Annotated in this window: 19 protein-coding genes; 9 read left to right on the top strand and 10 right to left on the bottom strand. The window is 68.7% G+C overall.

Annotation, left to right across the window (positions count from 1 at the left end; translation table 11 throughout):
* Complete coding sequence (locus JNB_RS07080; protein WP_009775750.1) at nt 1–540, bottom strand: ferritin; 540 nt, start codon at nt 538–540, stop codon at nt 1–3.
* Between the two features lie 156 nt (nt 541–696).
* Here JNB_RS07080 and JNB_RS07075 point away from each other — a divergent pair, with 156 nt between their 5' ends.
* The gene (locus JNB_RS07075) at nt 697–1,323 is read left to right on the top strand and encodes a sigma-70 family RNA polymerase sigma factor (RefSeq protein ID WP_040883642.1); all 627 of its coding nucleotides are present in this window, start codon (nt 697–699) and stop codon (nt 1,321–1,323) included.
* A gap of 5 nt (nt 1,324–1,328) precedes the next feature.
* Entirely contained in the window at nt 1,329–1,634 is a 306-nt protein-coding gene (gene rsrA / locus JNB_RS07070) for a mycothiol system anti-sigma-R factor (RefSeq protein WP_148232579.1), read from the top strand.
* Nucleotides 1,635–1,707: 73 nt separating this feature from the next.
* On the opposite strand, the gene JNB_RS22270 is transcribed toward rsrA, so the two are convergent.
* Nucleotides 1,708–1,782 (bottom strand): 50S ribosomal protein bL37, encoded by a 75-nt coding sequence (locus JNB_RS22270; RefSeq protein ID WP_009775747.1) that lies wholly within the window; start codon nt 1,780–1,782, stop codon nt 1,708–1,710.
* A gap of 169 nt (nt 1,783–1,951) precedes the next feature.
* Between JNB_RS22270 and JNB_RS21475 the strand changes: the two genes are divergently transcribed.
* The 3 genes from JNB_RS21475 to JNB_RS07060 are packed head-to-tail and all read left to right on the top strand — an operon-like array spanning nt 1,952 to nt 4,713.
* Entirely contained in the window at nt 1,952–2,107 is a 156-nt protein-coding gene (locus JNB_RS21475) for a hypothetical protein (RefSeq protein WP_009775746.1), read from the top strand.
* A gap of 30 nt (nt 2,108–2,137) precedes the next feature.
* Nucleotides 2,138–3,385, top strand: a complete 1,248-nt coding sequence (locus JNB_RS07065) for an HD-GYP domain-containing protein (RefSeq protein ID WP_009775745.1) — start codon at nt 2,138–2,140, stop codon at nt 3,383–3,385.
* Nucleotides 3,382–4,713, top strand: a complete 1,332-nt coding sequence (locus JNB_RS07060; RefSeq protein ID WP_009775744.1) for an HD-GYP domain-containing protein — start codon at nt 3,382–3,384, stop codon at nt 4,711–4,713. The genes JNB_RS07065 and JNB_RS07060 overlap by 4 nt, the downstream gene beginning before the upstream one ends.
* A 72-nt stretch (nt 4,714–4,785) precedes the next feature.
* Here the strand turns inward: JNB_RS07060 and sodN are convergent, their stop codons facing one another.
* A complete protein-coding gene (sodN, locus tag JNB_RS07055; RefSeq protein WP_009775743.1) occupies nt 4,786–5,187 on the bottom strand; it encodes a superoxide dismutase, Ni in 402 nt (133 codons plus the stop codon).
* Nucleotides 5,188–5,253: 66 nt separating this feature from the next.
* Nucleotides 5,254–5,613, bottom strand: a complete 360-nt coding sequence (locus JNB_RS07050) for a S24/S26 family peptidase (RefSeq protein ID WP_040883641.1) — start codon at nt 5,611–5,613, stop codon at nt 5,254–5,256.
* 170 nt (nt 5,614–5,783) lie between these two features.
* Here JNB_RS07050 and JNB_RS07045 point away from each other — a divergent pair, with 170 nt between their 5' ends.
* Nucleotides 5,784–6,941 carry an NADP-dependent malic enzyme gene (locus JNB_RS07045; protein WP_009775741.1) on the top strand — a complete coding sequence of 386 codons (1,158 nt, stop codon included), beginning with the start codon at nt 5,784–5,786 and terminating at the stop codon, nt 6,939–6,941.
* A 37-nt stretch (nt 6,942–6,978) separates the two neighbouring features.
* On the opposite strand, the gene mmuM is transcribed toward JNB_RS07045, so the two are convergent.
* Nucleotides 6,979–7,914: a homocysteine S-methyltransferase gene (gene mmuM / locus JNB_RS07040; protein WP_237700626.1), complete on the bottom strand. Its 936-nt coding sequence runs from the start codon at nt 7,912–7,914 to the stop codon at nt 6,979–6,981.
* Between mmuM and JNB_RS07035 the strand changes: the two genes are divergently transcribed.
* Nucleotides 7,913–8,881, top strand: a complete 969-nt coding sequence (locus tag JNB_RS07035; RefSeq protein WP_040884354.1) for a zinc-binding dehydrogenase — start codon at nt 7,913–7,915, stop codon at nt 8,879–8,881. The genes mmuM and JNB_RS07035 overlap by 2 nt on opposite strands.
* 12 nt (nt 8,882–8,893) lie before the next feature.
* Here the strand turns inward: JNB_RS07035 and JNB_RS07030 are convergent, their stop codons facing one another.
* The 5 genes from JNB_RS07030 to JNB_RS07015 all read right to left on the bottom strand — a co-directional run bounded on the left by JNB_RS07030 (nt 8,894) and on the right by JNB_RS07015 (nt 15,712).
* The gene (locus tag JNB_RS07030) at nt 8,894–9,580 is read right to left on the bottom strand and encodes a GDSL-type esterase/lipase family protein (protein ID WP_009775738.1); all 687 of its coding nucleotides are present in this window, start codon (nt 9,578–9,580) and stop codon (nt 8,894–8,896) included.
* 2 nt (nt 9,581–9,582) lie between these two features.
* Nucleotides 9,583–9,759 carry a DUF6104 family protein gene (locus tag JNB_RS21655; RefSeq protein WP_009775737.1) on the bottom strand — a complete coding sequence of 59 codons (177 nt, stop codon included), beginning with the start codon at nt 9,757–9,759 and terminating at the stop codon, nt 9,583–9,585.
* 83 nt (nt 9,760–9,842) lie between these two features.
* Entirely contained in the window at nt 9,843–13,688 is a 3,846-nt protein-coding gene (locus tag JNB_RS07025) for a multifunctional oxoglutarate decarboxylase/oxoglutarate dehydrogenase thiamine pyrophosphate-binding subunit/dihydrolipoyllysine-residue succinyltransferase subunit (RefSeq protein WP_009775736.1), read from the bottom strand.
* Between the two features lie 237 nt (nt 13,689–13,925).
* Nucleotides 13,926–14,732: an ABC transporter permease subunit gene (locus JNB_RS07020; RefSeq protein ID WP_009775735.1), complete on the bottom strand. Its 807-nt coding sequence runs from the start codon at nt 14,730–14,732 to the stop codon at nt 13,926–13,928.
* Nucleotides 14,732–15,712, bottom strand: coding sequence for an ABC transporter ATP-binding protein (locus JNB_RS07015; RefSeq protein ID WP_009775734.1), 981 nt, complete (start codon nt 15,710–15,712; stop codon nt 14,732–14,734). The genes JNB_RS07020 and JNB_RS07015 overlap by 1 nt, the downstream gene beginning before the upstream one ends.
* Before the next feature lie 186 nt (nt 15,713–15,898).
* Between JNB_RS07015 and JNB_RS07010 the strand changes: the two genes are divergently transcribed.
* Nucleotides 15,899–17,248 carry a hemolysin family protein gene (locus JNB_RS07010; protein ID WP_009775733.1) on the top strand — a complete coding sequence of 450 codons (1,350 nt, stop codon included), beginning with the start codon at nt 15,899–15,901 and terminating at the stop codon, nt 17,246–17,248.
* Nucleotides 17,245–18,282 carry a hemolysin family protein gene (locus JNB_RS07005; RefSeq protein WP_009775732.1) on the top strand — a complete coding sequence of 346 codons (1,038 nt, stop codon included), beginning with the start codon at nt 17,245–17,247 and terminating at the stop codon, nt 18,280–18,282. Before JNB_RS07010 ends, JNB_RS07005 begins: the two co-directional genes overlap by 4 nt.
* Nucleotides 18,283–18,497: the final 215 nt, after the last annotated feature.

Below are 18,497 nucleotides of genomic sequence, written 5' to 3'. Positions count from 1 at the left end.
TCAGAGCGCGCCGCCGGCAGCCTCGGGAGCGGAGTTGTCGGTCGGCTCCGCCTGGGGCTCTCGGGCCAGGTGCTCCTCGACCTGGAACCAGTCGTCCCCCGCGCGCTCAGTGATCGTCAGCAGCGTGTTCATCGACGAGACCTCCTCGACCTGTTCCTTGAGGAACCACAGCATGAACTGCTCGGAGAGGACATCTCCTTCGGCGCGAGCGGCGCGGAAAAGGGCTTCGCACTGCTCGGTGACGGCCTTCTCCTGCGCGAGGGCCAGGGCAATCGGCTCGGCGGGACGGTCGAACGCGTTGCGCACGGCGTCGACACCGGGGATCTCGACGTCCCAGTCGCGATCGAGCATGTAGCGGACCATCATCATGGCGTGGTTGCGCTCCTCGACACTCTGCGCGTAGAAGCGCTCGGCGAGGCGGGGGAGGTCGAGGTCGTCGAACCAGATCGCGATGGCGATGTACTGCTGGCTGGCGGTGAACTCGTGGCGGACCTGCTCCCCGAGGAGGGTGACAAAGGGTGATGTGGTCGGCGTGGTCATGGCCGAACGCTACACGCGGGGAATGGCGCCTCCCTCCCCCCTGTTGACACCCATGTCCCCGCGCCGATCACTGGCGCACCGCGTCATGGAGAGGTCTGGTCCGTGCTCGTCCTGAACACGACGTCACCCGCAGAGACGGGTCTAGGGTGGAGCGCAATGACCACACCACAGACAACCTCTGACGAACCCACGGTGGATGTCACCACCGAGACCCCGGACGAGCGGCAGGCCCGCTTCGAAGCCGAGGCCCTTCCGCTGCTCGACCAGCTGTATGCCGCTGCGATGCGCACGACGCGCAACCCCGCGGACGCCGAGGACCTGCTGCAGGAGACCTACGCGAAGGCCTTCGCCGCGTTCCACCAGTACAAGCCCGGCACCAACCTGCGGGCCTGGATGTACCGCATCCTCACCAACACCTACATCAACACCTATCGCAAGAAGCAGCGCGAGCCGCTGCAGTCCGACGCCTCCGAGGTCGAGGACTACCAGCTCGCGCGCGCCGAGTCGCACACGAGCTCGGGGCTGAAGTCGGCCGAGGCCCAGGCCCTCGACCACCTGCCCGACTCCGAGATCAAGCGGGCCCTGCAGGACCTGCCCGAGGACTTCCGGATGGCGGTCTACCTCGCCGACGTCGAGGGATTCGCCTACAAGGAGATCGCCGAGATCATGGGAACGCCCATTGGCACCGTGATGTCACGACTCCACCGCGGTCGCCGTCAGCTCCGCGAGATGCTGACCGAGTATGCCGCCGAGCGCGGCTTCGGCAAGGAGGTCTCGTCGTGAACGAGATGCACAGCAATGGCCAGGCCGGAACCGAGTCTGCAGCGTCGGGGTCGCATTCCGAGTCCCATGCAGAGTGCTCCGAGGTTCTCCACCGGATCTATGAGTATCTCGATGGCGAGATGCAGCCCGCTGACGTCGCCAGGGTTGCCGAGCACCTCGAGGCCTGCGGGCCGTGCCTCCACGAGCACGACCTCGACCGCGCCGTGAAGGCCGCGGTGCGACGCACCGGCGGGTCGCAGGCGTGCCCCGATCAGCTCAGGGTCCAGATCCTCCAGCGGATCACCATGGTGCGCATCGAGCTCGACGGCTGACCAAGCGCGCAGACATGACGAAGGGGCGACCACCGTGCGGTGGTCGCCCCTTCGATCGTCTGCTGCGCAGTGCTCAGGCGTTGGGCTTGCGGCCGTGGTTGGCCTTGTTGCCCTTGCGCGAGCGGCGCTTGCGGGCACGCTTGCTCATGGGGACTCCTCAAGTTTCGGGGGGTGGACCGGCGACCAAGAGCCCTGACGGTGCCAAGGGCTCCACAGTTCACTCGTGCGTCCGTTACATTGTCGCACACTGAAGATGCATGGGACGATGGGCCGACTAGCCCCGACTTCCCTGGTCGGGACCTGCGAAAGGTCTCATCATGCGCGCCATCCGTCTCACCGCCACTGCACTTCTGCTTGCAGCCCTCACCACCGTCGGCGCGTCCAGTGCGCAGGCGGCACCTTCCGCTGGTGCCCTGGCACCTGCCAGCAGCGGGTGGACCTGGACGCCGCAGAACGCCGGCTGGACCTGGTAGACCACGCGGCACGAGCACCCGAACATCGCGGTGGCGAGAGGCGCCAACACCTGGGCCCGGCAGCACAAGGTCACGCTCTACATCAGTGGAGTCGTGGTCCTCTGGGTGCTGCTGGGGCTCATCTGTCACCAGTTGTTCGGCTGGCCCCAGGAGTGGGCCGGACTCGTGGTGCTGGCCCTTCTGGGCTCGCTGACCTACTGGTTGCCCACCAGTAGCGACGGGCGCAGTCACTTCACGGCAGACAACGTCGTGGTCCTCGCCGCCATCCCGATCGTCGGTGTGATGGGTGCTGGCGTCGTGGGTCTGGTCATGACCGGCCTGACGACGCGCCGCATCCCGTTGCGCCGACGGATCTTCAACATGGCGATGGTCTCGTCATCGGCGATGGTCGGCGGCCTCGCCTACGTGTGGGCGGGTGGATCGTTCAACCTCGTGGAGCTGCACGGGGCGGTGGAGCTCATGTGGCATGTCGGCCTTCCGATCGTCATCGCCGATGTCGTCAACCTCTTCGTGAACGCCGTCCTCGTGGCCGGCGTCATCAAGCTCACTGCGGGCGTTCCCATTCCGCTGCAGTTACGCGACATGCTCACGGGGTCCGGGCCGTCGCAGTTCGCCTACGGCATCATCGCGTTCCTCGTCGCCATCATGTGGATTCCCGGCGGCTTGGGCCCGGTCGCGGTGCTGGTGGCTCTGGCGCCGCTGGCCGGAGCTCTCTGGGCGCTGCTGCAGTACGGCGAAGAGCGCGATGCGCGTGAGCGCGCCCTCGGGGCTCTGGTGACTGCCATCGAGACGCGGGCGCCGGCGCTCGAGGGACACAGTGGACGCGTGTCAGACCTGGCCGCTCTCATGGCCCAGGACCTCGGACTCGGACCCAAGGAGGTCGCGGACGTCCGCACAGCCGGCCTGCTCCACGATCTCGGTCGAGTGGTCGTCGCCCCCGGCCAGGTCGGCGCGGACGAGGCCGACAGTGCGGCCCTTCGGGGCGCGGCGATGCTCCAGAGCCTGCCCTTCCTGGCTGGGGCGTCATCGGTGATGGAGGAAGTGGCGCGGGCGGACGCCGGCGACTCGGGCCTGTCCATCGCCGCCGACATCGTGCGAGTTGCGGACGAGTACGACCTCATGCTCCAGGAGGACGAATCGCTCACGTCACCCGCGGCGATCGCCAGGCTGAGCCCCCGCCAGGCGCCCATTGCGGGCACCGACCGCGTGCTCCTGGCGCTCTCGCGGGTGGTGCGTCTGCGTGAGGACTCTGCCGACGAGGCAGTGACCACGAGATGACTCCTCCGCCACGCGTCATCGGGCTCACGCCGACACCCCAAGGCACCCTGACCCGAACGGCAGAACCCCTCGTCCTCGGTCTGGGTGCGATCACGGTGGTGCTGTCGTTGGCGGCCGAAGCCTCGCGCCTCGCCGACGTGGTGAGCAACCACACGGCCGTTCTCGCCGCGTTCGTCCTGGCCATCGTCGTGGGGGAGCAGTTCCGTGTCCTCATGCCGTCGGGGCGGGTGGCGGCCCCAGTCTCCACCGCCTCCGCGATCGCCCTGGCCGTGCTCGCGGCCGTGCAGGGGCATCGGGTGTTCGACGTCCCAGCAGGGATCGTCACCGTCGTGGTGGCGGTCTCGCTCGGCCTTGGATCCCTGCTCCGCTGGGCCCTGCGTCGCAGAATCGAGTGGTACGTCGTGGCGACCCGCACGATCGGGGTCGGTGTGACCGCAACGTTGGTGCGGGCCGTCCCCCTCGACGGTGCCGGGGCCTGGGCCTGGCAACTGGACGCGCAGCGGCCGGCGTGGCTCGTTGCGGTGGTGATGATGGGAGCTGCTGCTGCGGGCCTCTACGTCGACCTCTTGCTGACGGGGCTGGTGAGGGCGCAGCGCCGAGCCCTTCCGGTGGCGAGCACCCTTCGGGAGGAGCTGGGAGAGGCCCAGGCGCTCACTCTGGGGTTGTTGGCAGCTGGCCCACTCGTGGCCTTCCTCGCACCGGTGATCGGATTGGCCGCCCTGCCCCTCGGCCTCCTGCCGATGGTGTTGACCTACTTCGCGGTGCGCCGCCACACGGCCAACAGAGCCACGTACCGCCAGACCATCGAGACACTGTCCCGGCTCACCGAGGTGGCTGGCTACACCCCGACGGGGCATGCGTCCCGGGTGGCCGGGCGATCGGTGAGCATCGGTCGAGCCATGGGCCTGCATGCGGCGGCAGTCCAGGACCTCGAGTACGCAGCCCTGCTCCATGACCTCGGGCAGGTCGGCCTGAGGTCTCCGATCCCCGACGGCGCGACCGTGCTCGTGGCCCCGGATGACCAGCGGCGGATCGCATCCGAAGGCGCTCGCATCGTGCGACGCACGGAGGTGCTCGATCGGGTGGCCGACCTCATGGAGCGGCAGACGACGCCCTTCCGGCACGTGCGCGAGTGGGGCGAGAAGGTTCCCCTCGAGAGCCGGATCATCAAGGTTTCCAACGCTTTTGACGACTTCTCGCACGGCAGGGGCGATGCATACTCGATCGAGGCCGCCCTGGAGCGGATCCATCTCGGGTTGGGCTACGAGTACGACCCCGAAGTTGTCGAGGCCCTCATCCGCTCGGTGGGCGCGACCCCGCCCAGATGAGTCGCGGGCACACGTCGAAGGCCCCGGCACAGGGTGTGCCGGGGCCTTCGAGCGTTGACTCGCTGTCGCGGGTCAGGCCTTCTTGGTCTCCTTGAAGATCGCGTCGATCTCGTCGATCTTCGCGAGGAGCTCGTCGGCCTTGGCGGCGTCGAACTCACCCTTGGTGCCCGAGGCGCCAGCGAGCTTGGTGGCCTCGTTGATCAGGCTGTGCAGGTTCGGGAACTTCTCGAAGTGCGGCGGCTTGAAGTAGTCGGTCCAGAGCACCCACAGGTGCTCCTTGACGAGCTGCGAGCGCTGCTCCTTGATGAGCACGGCGCGCGTGCGGAAGTCGGGGTCGTCGTTGTCGGCGACCTTGGCGATGATCGCCTTGATCGACTCCGCCTCGATGCGGGCCTGGGCGGGGTCATAGACGCCGCAGGGCAGGTCGCAGTGGGCGCTGACATCGATGATGCTGAACAGAGCGGGGAGGCGCATGAACGTCCCTTTCGTTGGGCTGAGTTGTGGCCACTTCCCAACCTACAACGAGCCCTTCGGGCCTGTTCACGGCGTATGCCGTGTGGTCACCCTTCCGGGACGGGGCCAGACCCGCGCCAGAGCCACGGCAAGGACGTCGTCCGGGCCGAGGGAGCCCACGTCGAACGACGTCACACCCTCGCGCAGATTGTCGGAGTCGATCCACCAGCGGTCCGGAGCGTCCGGGTCGGCCCCGGTGACGCGCTTGATCGAGAGAGGGCGAGGAGTCCCCGTGGTGTCCGGTGGCAGACGCACCACGGCGACGGCCCCCGGACGGACGAGGCGGCCCCACAGGACCAGCAGCAGGTCGCCGTCGTGGAGCGTGGGTTCCATGGACCGGCCACGCACCCGCACGATGCGTGGGCGTGGAATCGACCGGAGGGACACGCGCTGATTGTGGCATTGCGCACGTGGCGAGCCGCAGACGTGCTGCCCCAGAGCGTGCGAGGATGGCCGGGCGCGGCACACCTCCCGCCCTTCGACGTCCCCCACCCGGGAGTCGGCCCGTCGCACCGATCCGCTTCGGTTGCGCAAGTTCTTTGTGTTGGGAGTCCGTCATGTCTGCGTCCCCGTTGTACTCGAGCTTCGACTTCGAGAGTCCGGTGTTCCGGGCTCACGAAGGCGGAAAGCTCGGCGTACACGCGACGCAGCCGCTGCGTGATCGCGATGACCTGTCGTTGCTCTACACGCCGGGCGTTGCCGATGTCTGCCGCGCCATTGCCGAGGACCCGAGTCTCTCCGCTCGCTACACCGCTCGCCGCAACACGGTCGCCGTCATCACCGACGGCACCGCGGTCCTCGGCCTCGGTGACATCGGACCGCTGGCGGCCATGCCGGTGATGGAGGGCAAGGCGATCCTCTTCAAGCACTTCGGCGGGATCGATGCCGTTCCGGTGTGCATGGAGACCGGATCCGTGGACGAGCTCGTCGACGCCATCGCCCGCATCGCGCCGTCCTACGGTGGCATCAACCTCGAGGACATCTCGGCTCCGCGCTGCTTCGAGATCGAGGCCCAGCTCAAGGAACGCCTCGACATCCCCGTCTTCCACGACGACCAGCACGGCACGGCGATCGTGGTGCTCGCCGGGCTGATCAACGCGGCCAAGGTTGTCGGCCGCACTCTCGCCGAGCTCCGAGTCGTCGTCGCCGGTGCGGGGGCCGCTGGTGTCGCCGTGACCGGTCTGCTGCAGCGGGCCGGGGTGCGCGACGTCATCGTGTGCGACTCGCGCGGCATCATCTCGCCGTCGCGCACGGACCTCACGGGGCACAAGCACCGCATCGCTGCCTCGACCAATCCGCGCGGGCTGTCGGGGCTGATCGGCACCGCGCTCGTCGACGCCGATGTCTACGTCGGCGTCTCGGGGGGCACGGTGCCCGAGGAAGAGGTCGCCAGGATGGCGCCGAACTCGATCATCTTCGCGCTCGCGAACCCGGACCCCGAGGTGCACCCGGACGTCGCTCACCGGCATGCCGCGGTGGTCGCCACCGGACGCTCGGACTTCCCGAACCAGATCAACAACGTCTTGGTCTTCCCGGGAATCTTCCGGGGAGCCCTCGACTCAGGTGCCAGCCAGATCACCGAGGCCATGAAGCTGGCCGCGGCTGAGGCGATCGCAGCAATGGTGCCCGAACCCACGGCCGAGGAGATCGTGCCGAGTGTGTTCGCGCCGGGTGTCGCGGACATCGTCGCGGCTGCGGTGGCCAAGCTCGCCTGACACCCGTTCAGGCTCGCACCCAGCGCTCTCGACGTGCTCAGGCGCGGACGGCGCCCGCGATCTCGCGGATGCCGTCCGCGCCGATGCCGCAGCAGCCGCCGATGAAGCGGGCTCCGAGGTCGTTCCACCGCTGCACCGTGGTGGGCGCGAAGTGCGCTGACCCGTCCTCGGTCCAGGTCTTGCTGCCGGGATCGTAGGTCGCACCCGCGTTGGGGTAGATGACGTAGGGCACGTTCGGACCGCCGGCCTCGAGGAGCTCGTCGATGTGGCGGGGCGCAGTGCAGTTCACGCCGACAGCGATGGCTGCTCCTCGGACCACGCCGATGGCCTCGGCGAACGGTGCGCCTCCGGTGAGACGCCCACCCCCGGTCGCGGAGAACGAGACCCAGTAGGGAAGGTCGGGGGCGATCTCGGTGAGCAGCTCGACGACGACCTCGGCCTCGGCGACCTCGGGGATGGTCTCCACCGCCACGAGGTCGGGACCGGCCGCGATGAGGCGCTCCAGTCGGCGGGAATGGAACTCGCGCAACGTCGCTCGGCTCACGGCCGGGTAGCCGGTGTACTCGGAACCGTCGGCCAGGTGTGCGCCATAGGGACCCACCGAGGCAGCCACGAGCGCCCGGCCGTCCGCGCCCTGGCGCGCGAGCTCGATCGAGGCATCGAGGTCGGCGTCGCACTCCTCCTCGGTCAGGCCAGCGGCGACATATCCCGCATGGCTCGCCTGGTACGACGCACTGATGACGATCTCGGCTCCGGCATCGACGAAGGTTCGATGTGCAGCAACGACCTCCGAGGGGGCCTGACGCAGGAGCCGGGCCGACCAGAGGCGTCCGGACAGGTCGTGGCCGCGCGCCTCCAGTGCCGTGGAGAAGCCGCCGTCGAGGACGACCGGCCCGGTGTGAAGAAGCGCGTCGATGGTCATCGCCACATCGTCGCACTGCCCGGCGAGCGCCATGGGTAGGGTCGAACTCATGCTCGCTGCCTACGCCGTCTCCCAGTCCGCGTCCGACCCGCTGTCGGGCCTCGAGGTGGGGGAGCGCCCCGACCCGCAGGCCCGCGACGGGTGGGTCGTCGTCGATCTCAAGACCTGCGCCCTCAACCACCACGACGTGTGGTCGTTGCGAGGGGTGGGCCTTGCGCCCGATCGGCTGCCGATGGTGCTCGGCTGCGACGCAGCGGGCATGGACCCCGACGGCAACGAGGTGCTCATCCACGCCGTTGTGCCCTCGGACGGTTGGCAGGGTGACGAGACCCTCGACCCACGCCGCACCCTGCTCTCCGAGCTGCACGATGGCACGCTGGCCACCAGGGTCGCGGTCCCGCGCGCCAACCTCGTGCCCAAGCCGGCGGAACTCAGCTGGGAACAGGCCGCCTGCCTACCCACCGCCTGGCTCACGGCATACCGGATGCTCTTCACGAACTCACAGGTGCAGCCCGGAGGCACGGTCCTCGTCCAGGGAGCGGCCGGTGGCGTCGCCACGGCCCTCGTCCAGCTCGGGGCCGCTGCCGGCATCCGCGTGTGGGTGACGAGTCGCGACGCGGCCAAGGGCGAGCAGGCCGTTGCCCTCGGTGCTGACCGCGCGTTCGCCTCGGGTGAGCGACTTCCGGAGCGCGTCGACGCCGTCATGGAGACGGTGGGCGCCGCGACGTGGTCGCACTCGGTCAACGCCCTGCGCCCCGGCGGGACGATCGTCATCTCGGGCGCGACCTCGGGCGACGCCCCGGCCAAGGCCGAGCTGACCAAGATCTTCTTCAAGCAGCTGCGCGTCATCGGCTCGACGATGGGCAGCCGTGACGAACTCCAGAAGCTGGCGAACTTCGTTGTCGCACAGGGCATCGAGCCGCTGATCGACTCGGTCATCCCGCTCGCCGACGCTCGTGACGGCTTCGCCAAGATGGTCGACGGTCAGGTCACTGGCAAGATCGTCTTCACGGCCTGAACCGGCCCGGGATCAGATCTGGAGCCACTCGTTCCAGCCGTTGTGCAGGACGAGCCACGCGATGAGGCCATAGCCGGCCTGCCCGGGGTGGTGTCCGTCGCGGCTCGCCGCGAGCTCGGACCGCCACTGGTCGTGGCCGAGCAGCGGGCGGAAGCAGTCGACGAACGGGACGGAGCGTCGGGCACACACGTCGGCCTGGGCCTCGACGAGCACGGCCAGCTTGTCGTTGAAGGCTTCGTCGCTCGTGGGAGGGCTGCTCACGACGAATGCGGAGACGCCGGTGCTCGCGGCCTCGTCGAGGATGTTGGCGAGGTTGAGGCGATGGCGCGCCAGCGTGACGCCGGCGGCGATGTCGTTGGCGCCGTAGGAGATGACGACGCGTCGCTCGCTGCGTGACTTCCAGCGGGGCGGGCACTCCGTGTGCCAGCGCGCGAGGACGTCACCGCTCGTCTGTCCACGAACACCCAGGTTGTATGCCGTGAACTCGACTTCCGGGTGGGACGTGCGCCCGACGACTCGGGTCACCCATCCCTGCCCCTTGGGGTCGCCGACCCCAGCCACCAGGGAGTCGCCCATGAAGACGATGGCGACGTCACGAGGGCCGTCACCGGGAGCCGCGAAGTCGGCGCTCGGGCGGAACTCGATGTCGCTGTGGGAGCCCTCGTCGGTGGGCTCCGAGTGGTGGATCTGGTCGGTCATGTTCAGTCGTCCTCATCATCGAGCCGAGCCAGCCAGGTGGCGAGGCGCTCGACGGGTGTCTCGAAATCGGGGTTGAGGTCCACAAAGGTGCGCAACTGCTCGGCGAGCCAGGCCAAGGTGACCTCTTCGTCGCCTCTGCGTGCCTCGAGTTCCTCGATCCCTCGGTCGGTGAAGTACACCAAGGAACCCTAACGCGCAGACGCGGCCCCGTCCGTGAGGACCGGGCCGCGCCGTGCTGTGCGTCTGACCGTGAGGTCGAACGTCAGCGGGTGAAGGCCTGCGCCACGAGGTCGGCCTGCTCCGCCTGGTGCTTCTTGGAGGAACCCGTGGCCGGGGAGGCCGACGCCTTGCGCGAGAGGACTCGCATCGGGCGCTGGACTCCGTGCTCGGCGAGCGACTGGGGCAGGTTGAGGGCCAGGAACGGCCACGCACCCTGGTTCTCGGGCTCGTCCTGCACCACGACGAGCTCGGCGTCGGGGTACTTGTTGAGCTCGTCGGCGAGCTCCTTGCCGGGGAGCGGGTAGTACTGCTCCATGTGCAGGATCGCGGTGCTCGTGTCGCCCCGCTTGGCCCGCTCGGCTTCGAGCTCGTGCACGGCCTTGCCGGCTGCGAGGAGCACGCGGTCGACGGTGCCGCTCGTCGCACCCTCGCGGTCGGGGAGGATCGGGCGGAACGTGCCGGTCGTGAAGTCCTCGGGCATGCTCGAGGCTGCCTTGAGGCGCAGCATCGACTTCGGCGTGAAGACGATGAGCGGTCGGCGCGGTCGGGCGTAGGCCTGGCGGCGCAGCAGGTGGAAGTACGACGCAGGCGTCGTCGGGTAGGCCACCGTCATGTTGTCCTCGGCGCACATCTGCAGGAAGCGCTCGATGCGGGCGGAGGAGTGGTCGGGGCCCTGACCCTCGTAGCCGTGGGGGAGCAGGAGCACGACGGAGGAGCGCTGGCCCCACTTCTGCTCCGAGGAGCTGATGAACTCGTCGATGATCGTCTGCGCGCCGTTGAGGAAGTCACCGAACTGGGCCTCCCAGAGCACGAGGGCGTCGGGCCGCTCGACGGAGTAGCCGTACTCGAAGCCCAGGGCCGCGAACTCGGAGAGCAGCGAGTCGTAGACCCAGAACCGGCCCTGTCCCTCGCCCAGGTAGAGGAGCGGCGTCCACTCGAGCGCCGTCTGCTTGTCGATGAGGACGGCATGACGCTGCACGAACGTGCCGCGACGGCTGTCCTGACCGGCGAGGCGCACCGGCGTGCCCTCCTTGAGGAGCGAACCGAAGGCGAGGAGCTCGCCGGTCGCCCAGTCGATCCCGCCCTGACTGACGCTGCCGACGCGCTTGTCGAGCATCTGCTGCAGCTTGGGGTGCACCGTGAAGCCGTGCGGCGGGTTGGCGAAGACCTCGCCGATCGCCTTGAGCTCCTCGGGCGAGATTGCCGTCTCGGTCGCGGATCGCGTCGTGGCATCGGTCGTCTGCGCCGTGGGCGGCTCGAGACCGGTGTGGCCCTCGACGTCGGTTCCGGTGTAGTTGTCGTCGGCAGCCTTGGCGGCTTCGGCGTCGTTCTGCTTGAGGGCTTCCTTGGTCTCGACGAAGACCCGCTCGAGCTGCTGCTGGTAGTCGCGCAGCGCGGCCTCGGCGTCCTCGACGGTGATGTCGCCGCGCCCGATGAGGGACTCGGTGTAGAGCTTGCGGACGCTGCGCTTGGCCTCGATGAGGTTGTACATCAGGGGCTGGGTCATCGACGGGTCGTCGCCCTCGTTGTGACCGCGGCGGCGGTAGCAGACCATGTCGATGACGACGTCCTTGGCGAAGTCCTTGCGGAACTCGTAGGCGAGCTCGGCGACGCGCACGCACGCCTCCGGGTCGTCACCGTTGACGTGGAAGATCGGCGCCTGGATCATCCGCGCGACGTCGGTCGAGTAGGTCGAGGACCGCGAGGAGCTCGGTGAGGTCGTGAAGCCGACCTGGTTGTTGACGACGATGTGGACCGTGCCACCAGTGCGATAGCCGCGCAGCTGCGACAGGTTGAGCGTCTCGGCGACGACTCCCTGGCCGGCGAAGGCCGCGTCACCGTGCATGAGGACGGGCAGGACGGTGAAGTCCTCGCCGGCGAGGTTGAGGCGGTCCTGCTTGGCGCGCACGATGCCCTCGAGCACCGGGTTCACGGCTTCGAGGTGCGACGGGTTGGCCGCGAGGTAGACCTTGGTCGTCGCACCGTCCTCGGCGGTGAAGGTGCCCTCGGTGCCGAGGTGGTACTTGACGTCACCCGAGCCCTGGACCGACTTGGGGTCCTGCTTGCCCTCGAACTCGCGGAAGATCTGGGCGTAGGACTTGCCCGCGATGTTGGCGAGGACGTTGAGGCGCCCGCGGTGCGGCATACCGATGCAGACCTCTTCGAGGTTGTCCTCGGCAGCGAGCGACAGGACGCGGTCGAGCAGCGCGATGACGGACTCGCCACCCTCGAGCGAGAAGCGCTTCTGGCCGACGAACTTGGTCTGCAGGAAGGTCTCGAACGCCTCGGCGGCGTTGAGCTTGCGCAGGATCCGCAGCTGCTCCTCGCGGGTCTGCTTGGCGTAGCCGACCTCGATCTTGGACTGGATCCACTGGCGCTGCTCGGGGTCCTGGATGTGCATGTACTCGACGCCGATGCTGCGGCAGTAGCTGTCGCGCAGGATGCCGAGGATCTTGCGGAGCTTGAGGAACGGCTGGCCGCCGAACCCGCCCGTGGCGAAGAAGCGGTCGAGGTCCCACAGCGTCAGGCCGTGGCTCGTGACGTCGAGGTCCTGGTGGCGCCGCTGCTTGTACTCGAGCGGGTCGGTGTCGGCCATGAGGTGGCCGCGCACGCGGTAGGCGTGGATGAGTTCCTGGACGCGCGACACCTTGTTGATGTCGTCGTCGTGGGAGGCCGAGATGTCCTGGACCCAGCGCACCGGCTCGTAGGGGATGCGCAGGCTCTCGAAGATCTCGTCGTAGAAGCCGTTCTCGCCGAGGAGGAGCTGGTGGATCACGCGCAGGAACTCGCCGGACTGGGCGCCCTGGATGATCCGGTGGTCGTAGGTGCTCGTCAGCGTGAGGATCTTGGAGACGGCGTTGCGGTTGAGCGTCTCGTCGCTCGCGCCCTGCCACTCGGCGGGGTAGTCCATCGCGCCGACGCCGACGATCGCACCCTGGCCGGCCATGAGGCGCGGGACGGAGTGGACGGTGCCGATGCCGCCGGGGTTGGTCAGCGAGATCGACGTGCCCTGGAAGTCCTCGACGGTGAGCTTGCCGCCGCGGGCCTTCTTGACCATCTCCTCGTAGGCGGTCCAGAAGTGGCCGAAGTCCATCGTCTCGGCGGACTTGATCGACGGGACGAGGAGCTGGCGTGTGCCGTCGGGCTTCTCGAGGTCGATGGCGAGGCCGAAGTTGACGTGGGCCGGCGTCACGAGGACCGGCTTGCCCTTCTCGTCGGTGGTGAAGCCGGCGTTCATGGCGGGCATGACGCCCAGGGCCTTGACGACGGCGAAACCGATGAGGTGGGTGAAGCTCACCTTGCCGCCGCGCGAGCGGGCGAGGTGGTTGTTGATGACGATCCGGTTGTCGACGAGCAGCTTGGCCGGGACGGCGCGCACACTCGTGGCCGTCGGGACGGTGAGCGAGGCCTCCATGTTGGTCACGACACGGGCGCTTGCACCGCGGATCGGCGAGGTCTCGGGTGCGTTGACGGCCGACTCGGACTTGGCGGGGGCGGCGTCGCGGGGCTTGGGCGCCTCGACCGGAGCGTCGGACGGTGCCTCGACCTTGGGGGCTTCGGCCCTGGGTGCCGCGGCCGGAGCGGCGGTGGCCGGGGCGGCCTTCGCGGGGGCGGGCTGCGCCGCGGCTGCCGCCGCAGGTGCAGATGCCGGAGCGGGAACAGCGGGCGCGGCCGGAGTGGTCGCAGCAGGCGCGGGGGCGTCGCCCGTGGTCGCGCCGTTGCCGGTTGCCGCGTGGGCGGTCGTCGGGTCGTAGTCAGCGAAGAAGTCCCACCACGCCTTGTCGACCGAGTTCTTGTCCTTCTGGTACTGCTCGAAGAGCTCGTCCACGAGCCATTCGTTGGGACCGAAGGCTGTGAGGGGATCGTTCGAAGCGGGCTGGTCGGGCACGGCGGTTACGCCTCTTTCTGCGCGTTGACTTCAGGGATCTCGTGTCCGGCCAGCCTATCTCTCCGACCCCGCCCGCCGAGCGTCGGTCCAGCCTGTCTGCGCCCGTGTGTCACCGCACGAAAACGAGCCGGTATGCCGTGTGGCTCGCACCCGGCATACCGGGTCGGCTTTTCCTGACCCACCGCGGGTGAGCTGGCTGGCCCCTGAACCCAGCCTGCTCACCCGCGGTGGGAGGTTCTAGGAGATGTCCTGACGCACGGTCCGCCAGGTGCCGATGGCACTCATCACGGCGGCATACGCGGCGAGGACGAGGGCGGCGGCCCACCAGCTCAGCGGTTGCACGGCGTTGTCTCCACCCTGGGAGACCCCACTCACCATCGCGTTCGTCGCCTGACCCGGCAGGAAGTGCACGATGTGCTCGCGACCGAAGTCCCAGAAGCTCAGCGCGAAGCCGGCGAGCGGCTCGATGATCCAGGCGACTCCGATGGAGATGAGCAGGGCGGCCACCTGGTTGGGGATGAGGATGCCGACACCGAGACCGATGAGGGCCCACAGGCCAAGGACCAGCAGGCTCAACGCCAGGGCACGCAACACCTCCGTGCTCGGGAACGGGTCCGCGCCGCGCGACTGGAGCACGATGGCTCCGGCGATGACGGATCCGATGAGCGAGATGAGGCCGTAGACGGCGCCGATGCCGAGCAGTGCCACGACCTTGGCGAGCATGACCCGCATCCGTCGCGGAGTGCTGAGGAAGGTGCTCGTCACCGTCTTGTGGCGGTACTCGGAGCCGATCTGCATGATCCCGATGACGAGGGTGAGCGTGTAGCCGATGGTGAGCCCGGCCGTGTAGACACTGTTCGCGATCTGGAGTGGGCTTCCCGTGGGCTGTCCCGCGTCGACCGACTCCTGGGTCGGGGCGATCGTGAGGACGAACCCGAGGATCACCGCAAAGAGGGCGCCGCCGATGAACATGGCGATCGCCATGCCCCACCACATGCGGGTCGTGAAGAACTTGCGGAACTCGGACTTGATGGCATCGCCCATCAGAGGTTCGCCCCTTCCTGACCGGAGATGGCATCGGCCTCGTGCGGGCTGCTGCTGCCGTCGCCGAGATTGCGGTTGGTGCCCTCGGTGAGCTCGAAGAAGAGCGCCTCGAGGTCGGCCTTGCGGTCACGCAGCTCCCAGACGGGCAGGCCCGCTCGCAGAGCCACGTCACCGACGAGTCGCTTGTCGGTCGTCTCGACGATGAGCTCGCCGTCGGTGCCGGGGGAGGACATGACGTCGGCGACGCGCAGGGCGCCGGCGAGCTGTTGGACATCGGAGGTGCGGACGATCGTCGACGGAGCACCACGCAGCTCGGACATGGCACCGGAGCGGACCATGCGGCCGTTGGCGATGATGACCACGTCGTCGACGGTGGCCTCGACCTCCTGGAGGAGGTGGCTGGAGACGAGGATCGTCTTGCCCTCACTGCTCAGGTGGCGCAGGAACCCGCGGAGCCAGCGGATGCCTTCCGGGTCGAGACCGTTGGACGGCTCGTCGAGGATGAGGACCCGCGGGTCCCCGAGGAGTGCGGCCGCGAGACCGAGACGCTGGCGCATGCCCATGGAGTACTCACCAGCGCGTTTGCGCGCAGCGGCGGGTATGCCGGTCAGCTCGAGGAGTTCGTCGACGCGGCTGTCGGGCAGGCCGCCTGCGGCGGCGAGGACCCGGAGGTGGTCGCGACCGGTGCGCCCTGGGTGGAAGTTCGTCGCCTCGAGGGCCGAACCCACGACGGACTGCGGGTGGTCGAGGTCGTGGTAGTTCTGACCGTCGATGGTCGCGCTGCCCGACGTCGGGTGGATGAGCCCGAGAAGCATGCGCAGGCTCGTCGTCTTGCCGGCGCCGTTGGGGCCGAGGAAGCCGGTGATCCGGCCCGGCTCGACCTGGAAGGACAACTGGTCGACAGCGGTGAAGGACCCGAAGGTCTTGGTGAGGTCACGCACCTCGATGCGTGCGCCGGTGGTCGTTGAAGTGGCGGTCATCGAGCGCCGCCCCCCGAAAGCTGATGTCTGGCCATGGCGCCAAGTCTTGCAGGCTCACGTCGCGTGAGGGTCAACCGCGCGGCGGAGTCCGGGTCCACCCGAAGGATGACTCCGTCCACGGCTGGGCGCGTCCCCGAGGTCCCCCGTCCCGTCCCGGCCCGACGCATCCCTAGGATGGTGCCCACTATGACCGAGTGGTTACTCGTCCTCGCCGGCATTGCGCTGACGCTGGGGACCGCCCTGTTCGTTGCCGCCGAGTTCGCGCTGGTCGCGCTCGACCGGCCCAGTGTCGAGAAGGCCGTCGAGCGCGGTGACACGCGCGCCCGTTCCGTCCTCACCTCCCTTCGGGCCCTGTCCACGCAGCTGTCCGCCTCGCAGGTCGGGATCACCCTGACCACGCTGGTGCTCGGCTTCCTGGCGAACCCGTCGATCGGGAAGCTGCTCCTCGGACCGCTCGAGTCGCTGGGTCTGGGCGAGTCGCTCGCCGAACGCGTCGCTTCGGTGCTCGCCATGGTCATCGCCACGATCTTCTCGATGATCGTCGGCGAGATGGTGCCCAAGACCCTGGCGATCTCGACCCCTCTCGCCACGGCCAAGTGGGTGGCCGCGCCCGTGCGGTGGTTCGCCCTCGCCTTCAAACCGTTCATCCAGGTCCTCAACGGCACGGCGAACTCGGCACTGCGCGCGATGGGTGTCGAACCCGTGGAGGAACTCTCGGCCGCTCGCAGCCCCGCCGAACTCGCCTCCCTCGTGCGGACCTCCGCCGAGGCCGGCACGCTCGACCTCGGGACGGCCCGTCTCGTCACCGCCTCGCTCACCTTTGGTGCGCAGACCGCAGCCGACGTCATGACCCCGCGCTCGCGGGCCACCGCCATCGACCGGTCCGCCTCCGCCCGCGAATGCGTCGAGCTCGCGCGCCAGACCGGCCACTCCCGCTTCCCCGTCATCGACGACGACTGGGACGACGTCGACGGAGTGGTCCACGTCAAGAAGGCCATCGCCGTTCCCCACGAGCGGCGTGACGACGTCCCCGTGTCGGCCCTGATGACCCCGCCGCTCGTCGTCCCCGAGACGATTCGCCTCGACCCGCTCCTCATCCACCTGCGCGACAGCGGTCAACAGTTCGCCATCGTCGTCGACGAGTACGGCGGCACCTCCGGAGTCGTCACCCTCGAGGACCTTGTCGAGGAGATCGTCGGCGAGGTGTCCGACGAGCACGACCGCAGCCAGACCACCGGGCGGCAGATGACCGATGGCTCCTGGACCGTCCCGGGTCTCTGGAGACCCGACGAAGTGCAAAGGCGCACGGGCATCGAGATCCCCGAGGGGCCGGCATACGAGACGGTCGCTGGGTTCCTCATGTCCGAGCTCGGGCGGGTGCCCGAGGTCGGCGACGTCGTCGAACTGCCGCAATGGCGGATCACGGTCATCGACATGGAAGCGCGTCGGGTCGACCGCCTGCGCTTCACGCCCGTCCTGCAGGAGGGTGATGCCCCCACGGGCTCGCCCGACGAGGAAGAGGGGGCGCCCGCATGAGCCTGGGAACCGTCCTCATCACCATCGTCCTGTTGCTCGCCAACGCGTTCTTCGTCGGCGCCGAGTTCGCCGCCATGTCGGCCCGGCGCAGCCAGCTCGAACCCCTCGCCGAAGAAGGCAGTCGCCGCGCCCGCACCGCGCTCGATGCCATGTCCCGCACCGGAATCCTGCTCGCGACGGCTCAGCTCGGGATCACTGTCTGCTCGGTCATGCTCGGTGCCATCTCGGAGTCGGCGCTGCACCATGCGTTCGTCGGGCCGGTTGAAGCCCTGGGCGCCCCCGAGGCCGCCGCCGACGTGCTCGCGCTCGTGCTGGCCCTGCTCATCGTCGTGTTCCTGCACGTCGTCATCGGCGAGATGATCCCCAAGAACCTCTCGATCGCGACACCCGAACGTGCAGCGATCGCGCTCGTGCCGGCCCTCGTTGTCGTGTCCAACGTCGTCAAGCCGATCATCAGCGCCATGGACTGGATCTCCAAGGTCCTCGTCCGCGCGCTCGGCGTCGACCCCAAGGATGAGCTGGCATCCGCCTTCACCGCCGAGGAGGTCGCCCAGATCCTCTCCGAGTCGCACAGGGAAGGGCTCGTCGAGGCGGACCAGTACGGCCTGCTCGGAGCGGCCCTCGAGTTCAGCGACAAGGATGCGCGCGACGTGGGTGTGCCCCTCGGCCAGCTCATCACCGTCGGGCTGGACGCCACCCCCGACGGCATCGAACGACTCGTGGCCCGACACGGCTACTCCCGGTTCCCGGTCGTTGACGCCGGGGGAGAGCTGTCCGGCTACCTCCACCTCAAGGACGTGCTCTTCGCCGACGAGGAGGAACGCCTGCAGCCCGTGCCGGCCAAACGCATCCGCAGGATGGCGAACGTGCGACCGGGCGACGAAGTGGAATCCGTACTCGCCACGATGCAGCGCACGGGTTCGCACCTGGCGCGGGTCGTGGCTGACGACGGGGGAGTGATCGGGGTCGTGTTCCTGGAGGACGTGATCGAGGAACTCGTCGGCGAGGTCACTGACTCGTCGCAGCGCGGCTGAGTCCCAGCGCGGCTGAGTTCCTGCCCACCAAGTTCCTCCGCTGCCGCCGGCTTACGCCGCCGCTGCACCTCTCAGGCAGCGGACCTTCGGCCCGGAACCTGCCCCCGGCTGCGCCGGCGCCCCTTGGTGCCCCCGTCGGCGCTCTCACTCCGTTCGAAGCGCCTGTTACTTCTGCCGGGGGCACGCGAAAGGCCGGTGAATTGACACTCCGTGTC

It is taken from the genome of Janibacter sp. HTCC2649 (assembly GCF_000152705.1).
Classification (GTDB): domain Bacteria; phylum Actinomycetota; class Actinomycetes; order Actinomycetales; family Dermatophilaceae; genus Knoellia.
This window is presented reverse-complemented; position numbering and strand designations above follow the sequence as displayed.

Excerpts from the sequence above, each read along its gene's own strand:
- JNB_RS07010 (WP_009775733.1), top strand. The coding sequence starts at position 15,899 with ATGACCGAGTGGTTACTCGTCCTCGCCGGCATTGCGCTGACGCTGGGG.
- JNB_RS07075 (WP_040883642.1), top strand. The coding sequence starts at position 697 with ATGACCACACCACAGACAACCTCTGACGAACCCACGGTGGATGTCACC.
- sodN (WP_009775743.1), bottom strand. The coding sequence starts at position 5,187 with ATGCGCCTCCCCGCTCTGTTCAGCATCATCGATGTCAGCGCCCACTGC.
- JNB_RS07030 (WP_009775738.1), bottom strand. The coding sequence starts at position 9,580 with ATGACCGACCAGATCCACCACTCGGAGCCCACCGACGAGGGCTCCCAC.
- JNB_RS07060 (WP_009775744.1), top strand. The coding sequence starts at position 3,382 with ATGACTCCTCCGCCACGCGTCATCGGGCTCACGCCGACACCCCAAGGC.
- JNB_RS07045 (WP_009775741.1), top strand. The coding sequence starts at position 5,784 with ATGTCTGCGTCCCCGTTGTACTCGAGCTTCGACTTCGAGAGTCCGGTG.
- rsrA (WP_148232579.1), top strand. The coding sequence starts at position 1,329 with ATGCACAGCAATGGCCAGGCCGGAACCGAGTCTGCAGCGTCGGGGTCG.
- JNB_RS07080 (WP_009775750.1), bottom strand. The coding sequence starts at position 540 with ATGACCACGCCGACCACATCACCCTTTGTCACCCTCCTCGGGGAGCAG.
- JNB_RS21475 (WP_009775746.1), top strand. The coding sequence starts at position 1,952 with ATGCGCGCCATCCGTCTCACCGCCACTGCACTTCTGCTTGCAGCCCTC.
- JNB_RS07005 (WP_009775732.1), top strand. The coding sequence starts at position 17,245 with ATGAGCCTGGGAACCGTCCTCATCACCATCGTCCTGTTGCTCGCCAAC.
- JNB_RS07020 (WP_009775735.1), bottom strand. The coding sequence starts at position 14,732 with ATGGGCGATGCCATCAAGTCCGAGTTCCGCAAGTTCTTCACGACCCGC.
- JNB_RS07035 (WP_040884354.1), top strand. The coding sequence starts at position 7,913 with ATGCTCGCTGCCTACGCCGTCTCCCAGTCCGCGTCCGACCCGCTGTCG.
- JNB_RS07015 (WP_009775734.1), bottom strand. The coding sequence starts at position 15,712 with ATGACCGCCACTTCAACGACCACCGGCGCACGCATCGAGGTGCGTGAC.
- mmuM (WP_237700626.1), bottom strand. The coding sequence starts at position 7,914 with ATGAGTTCGACCCTACCCATGGCGCTCGCCGGGCAGTGCGACGATGTG.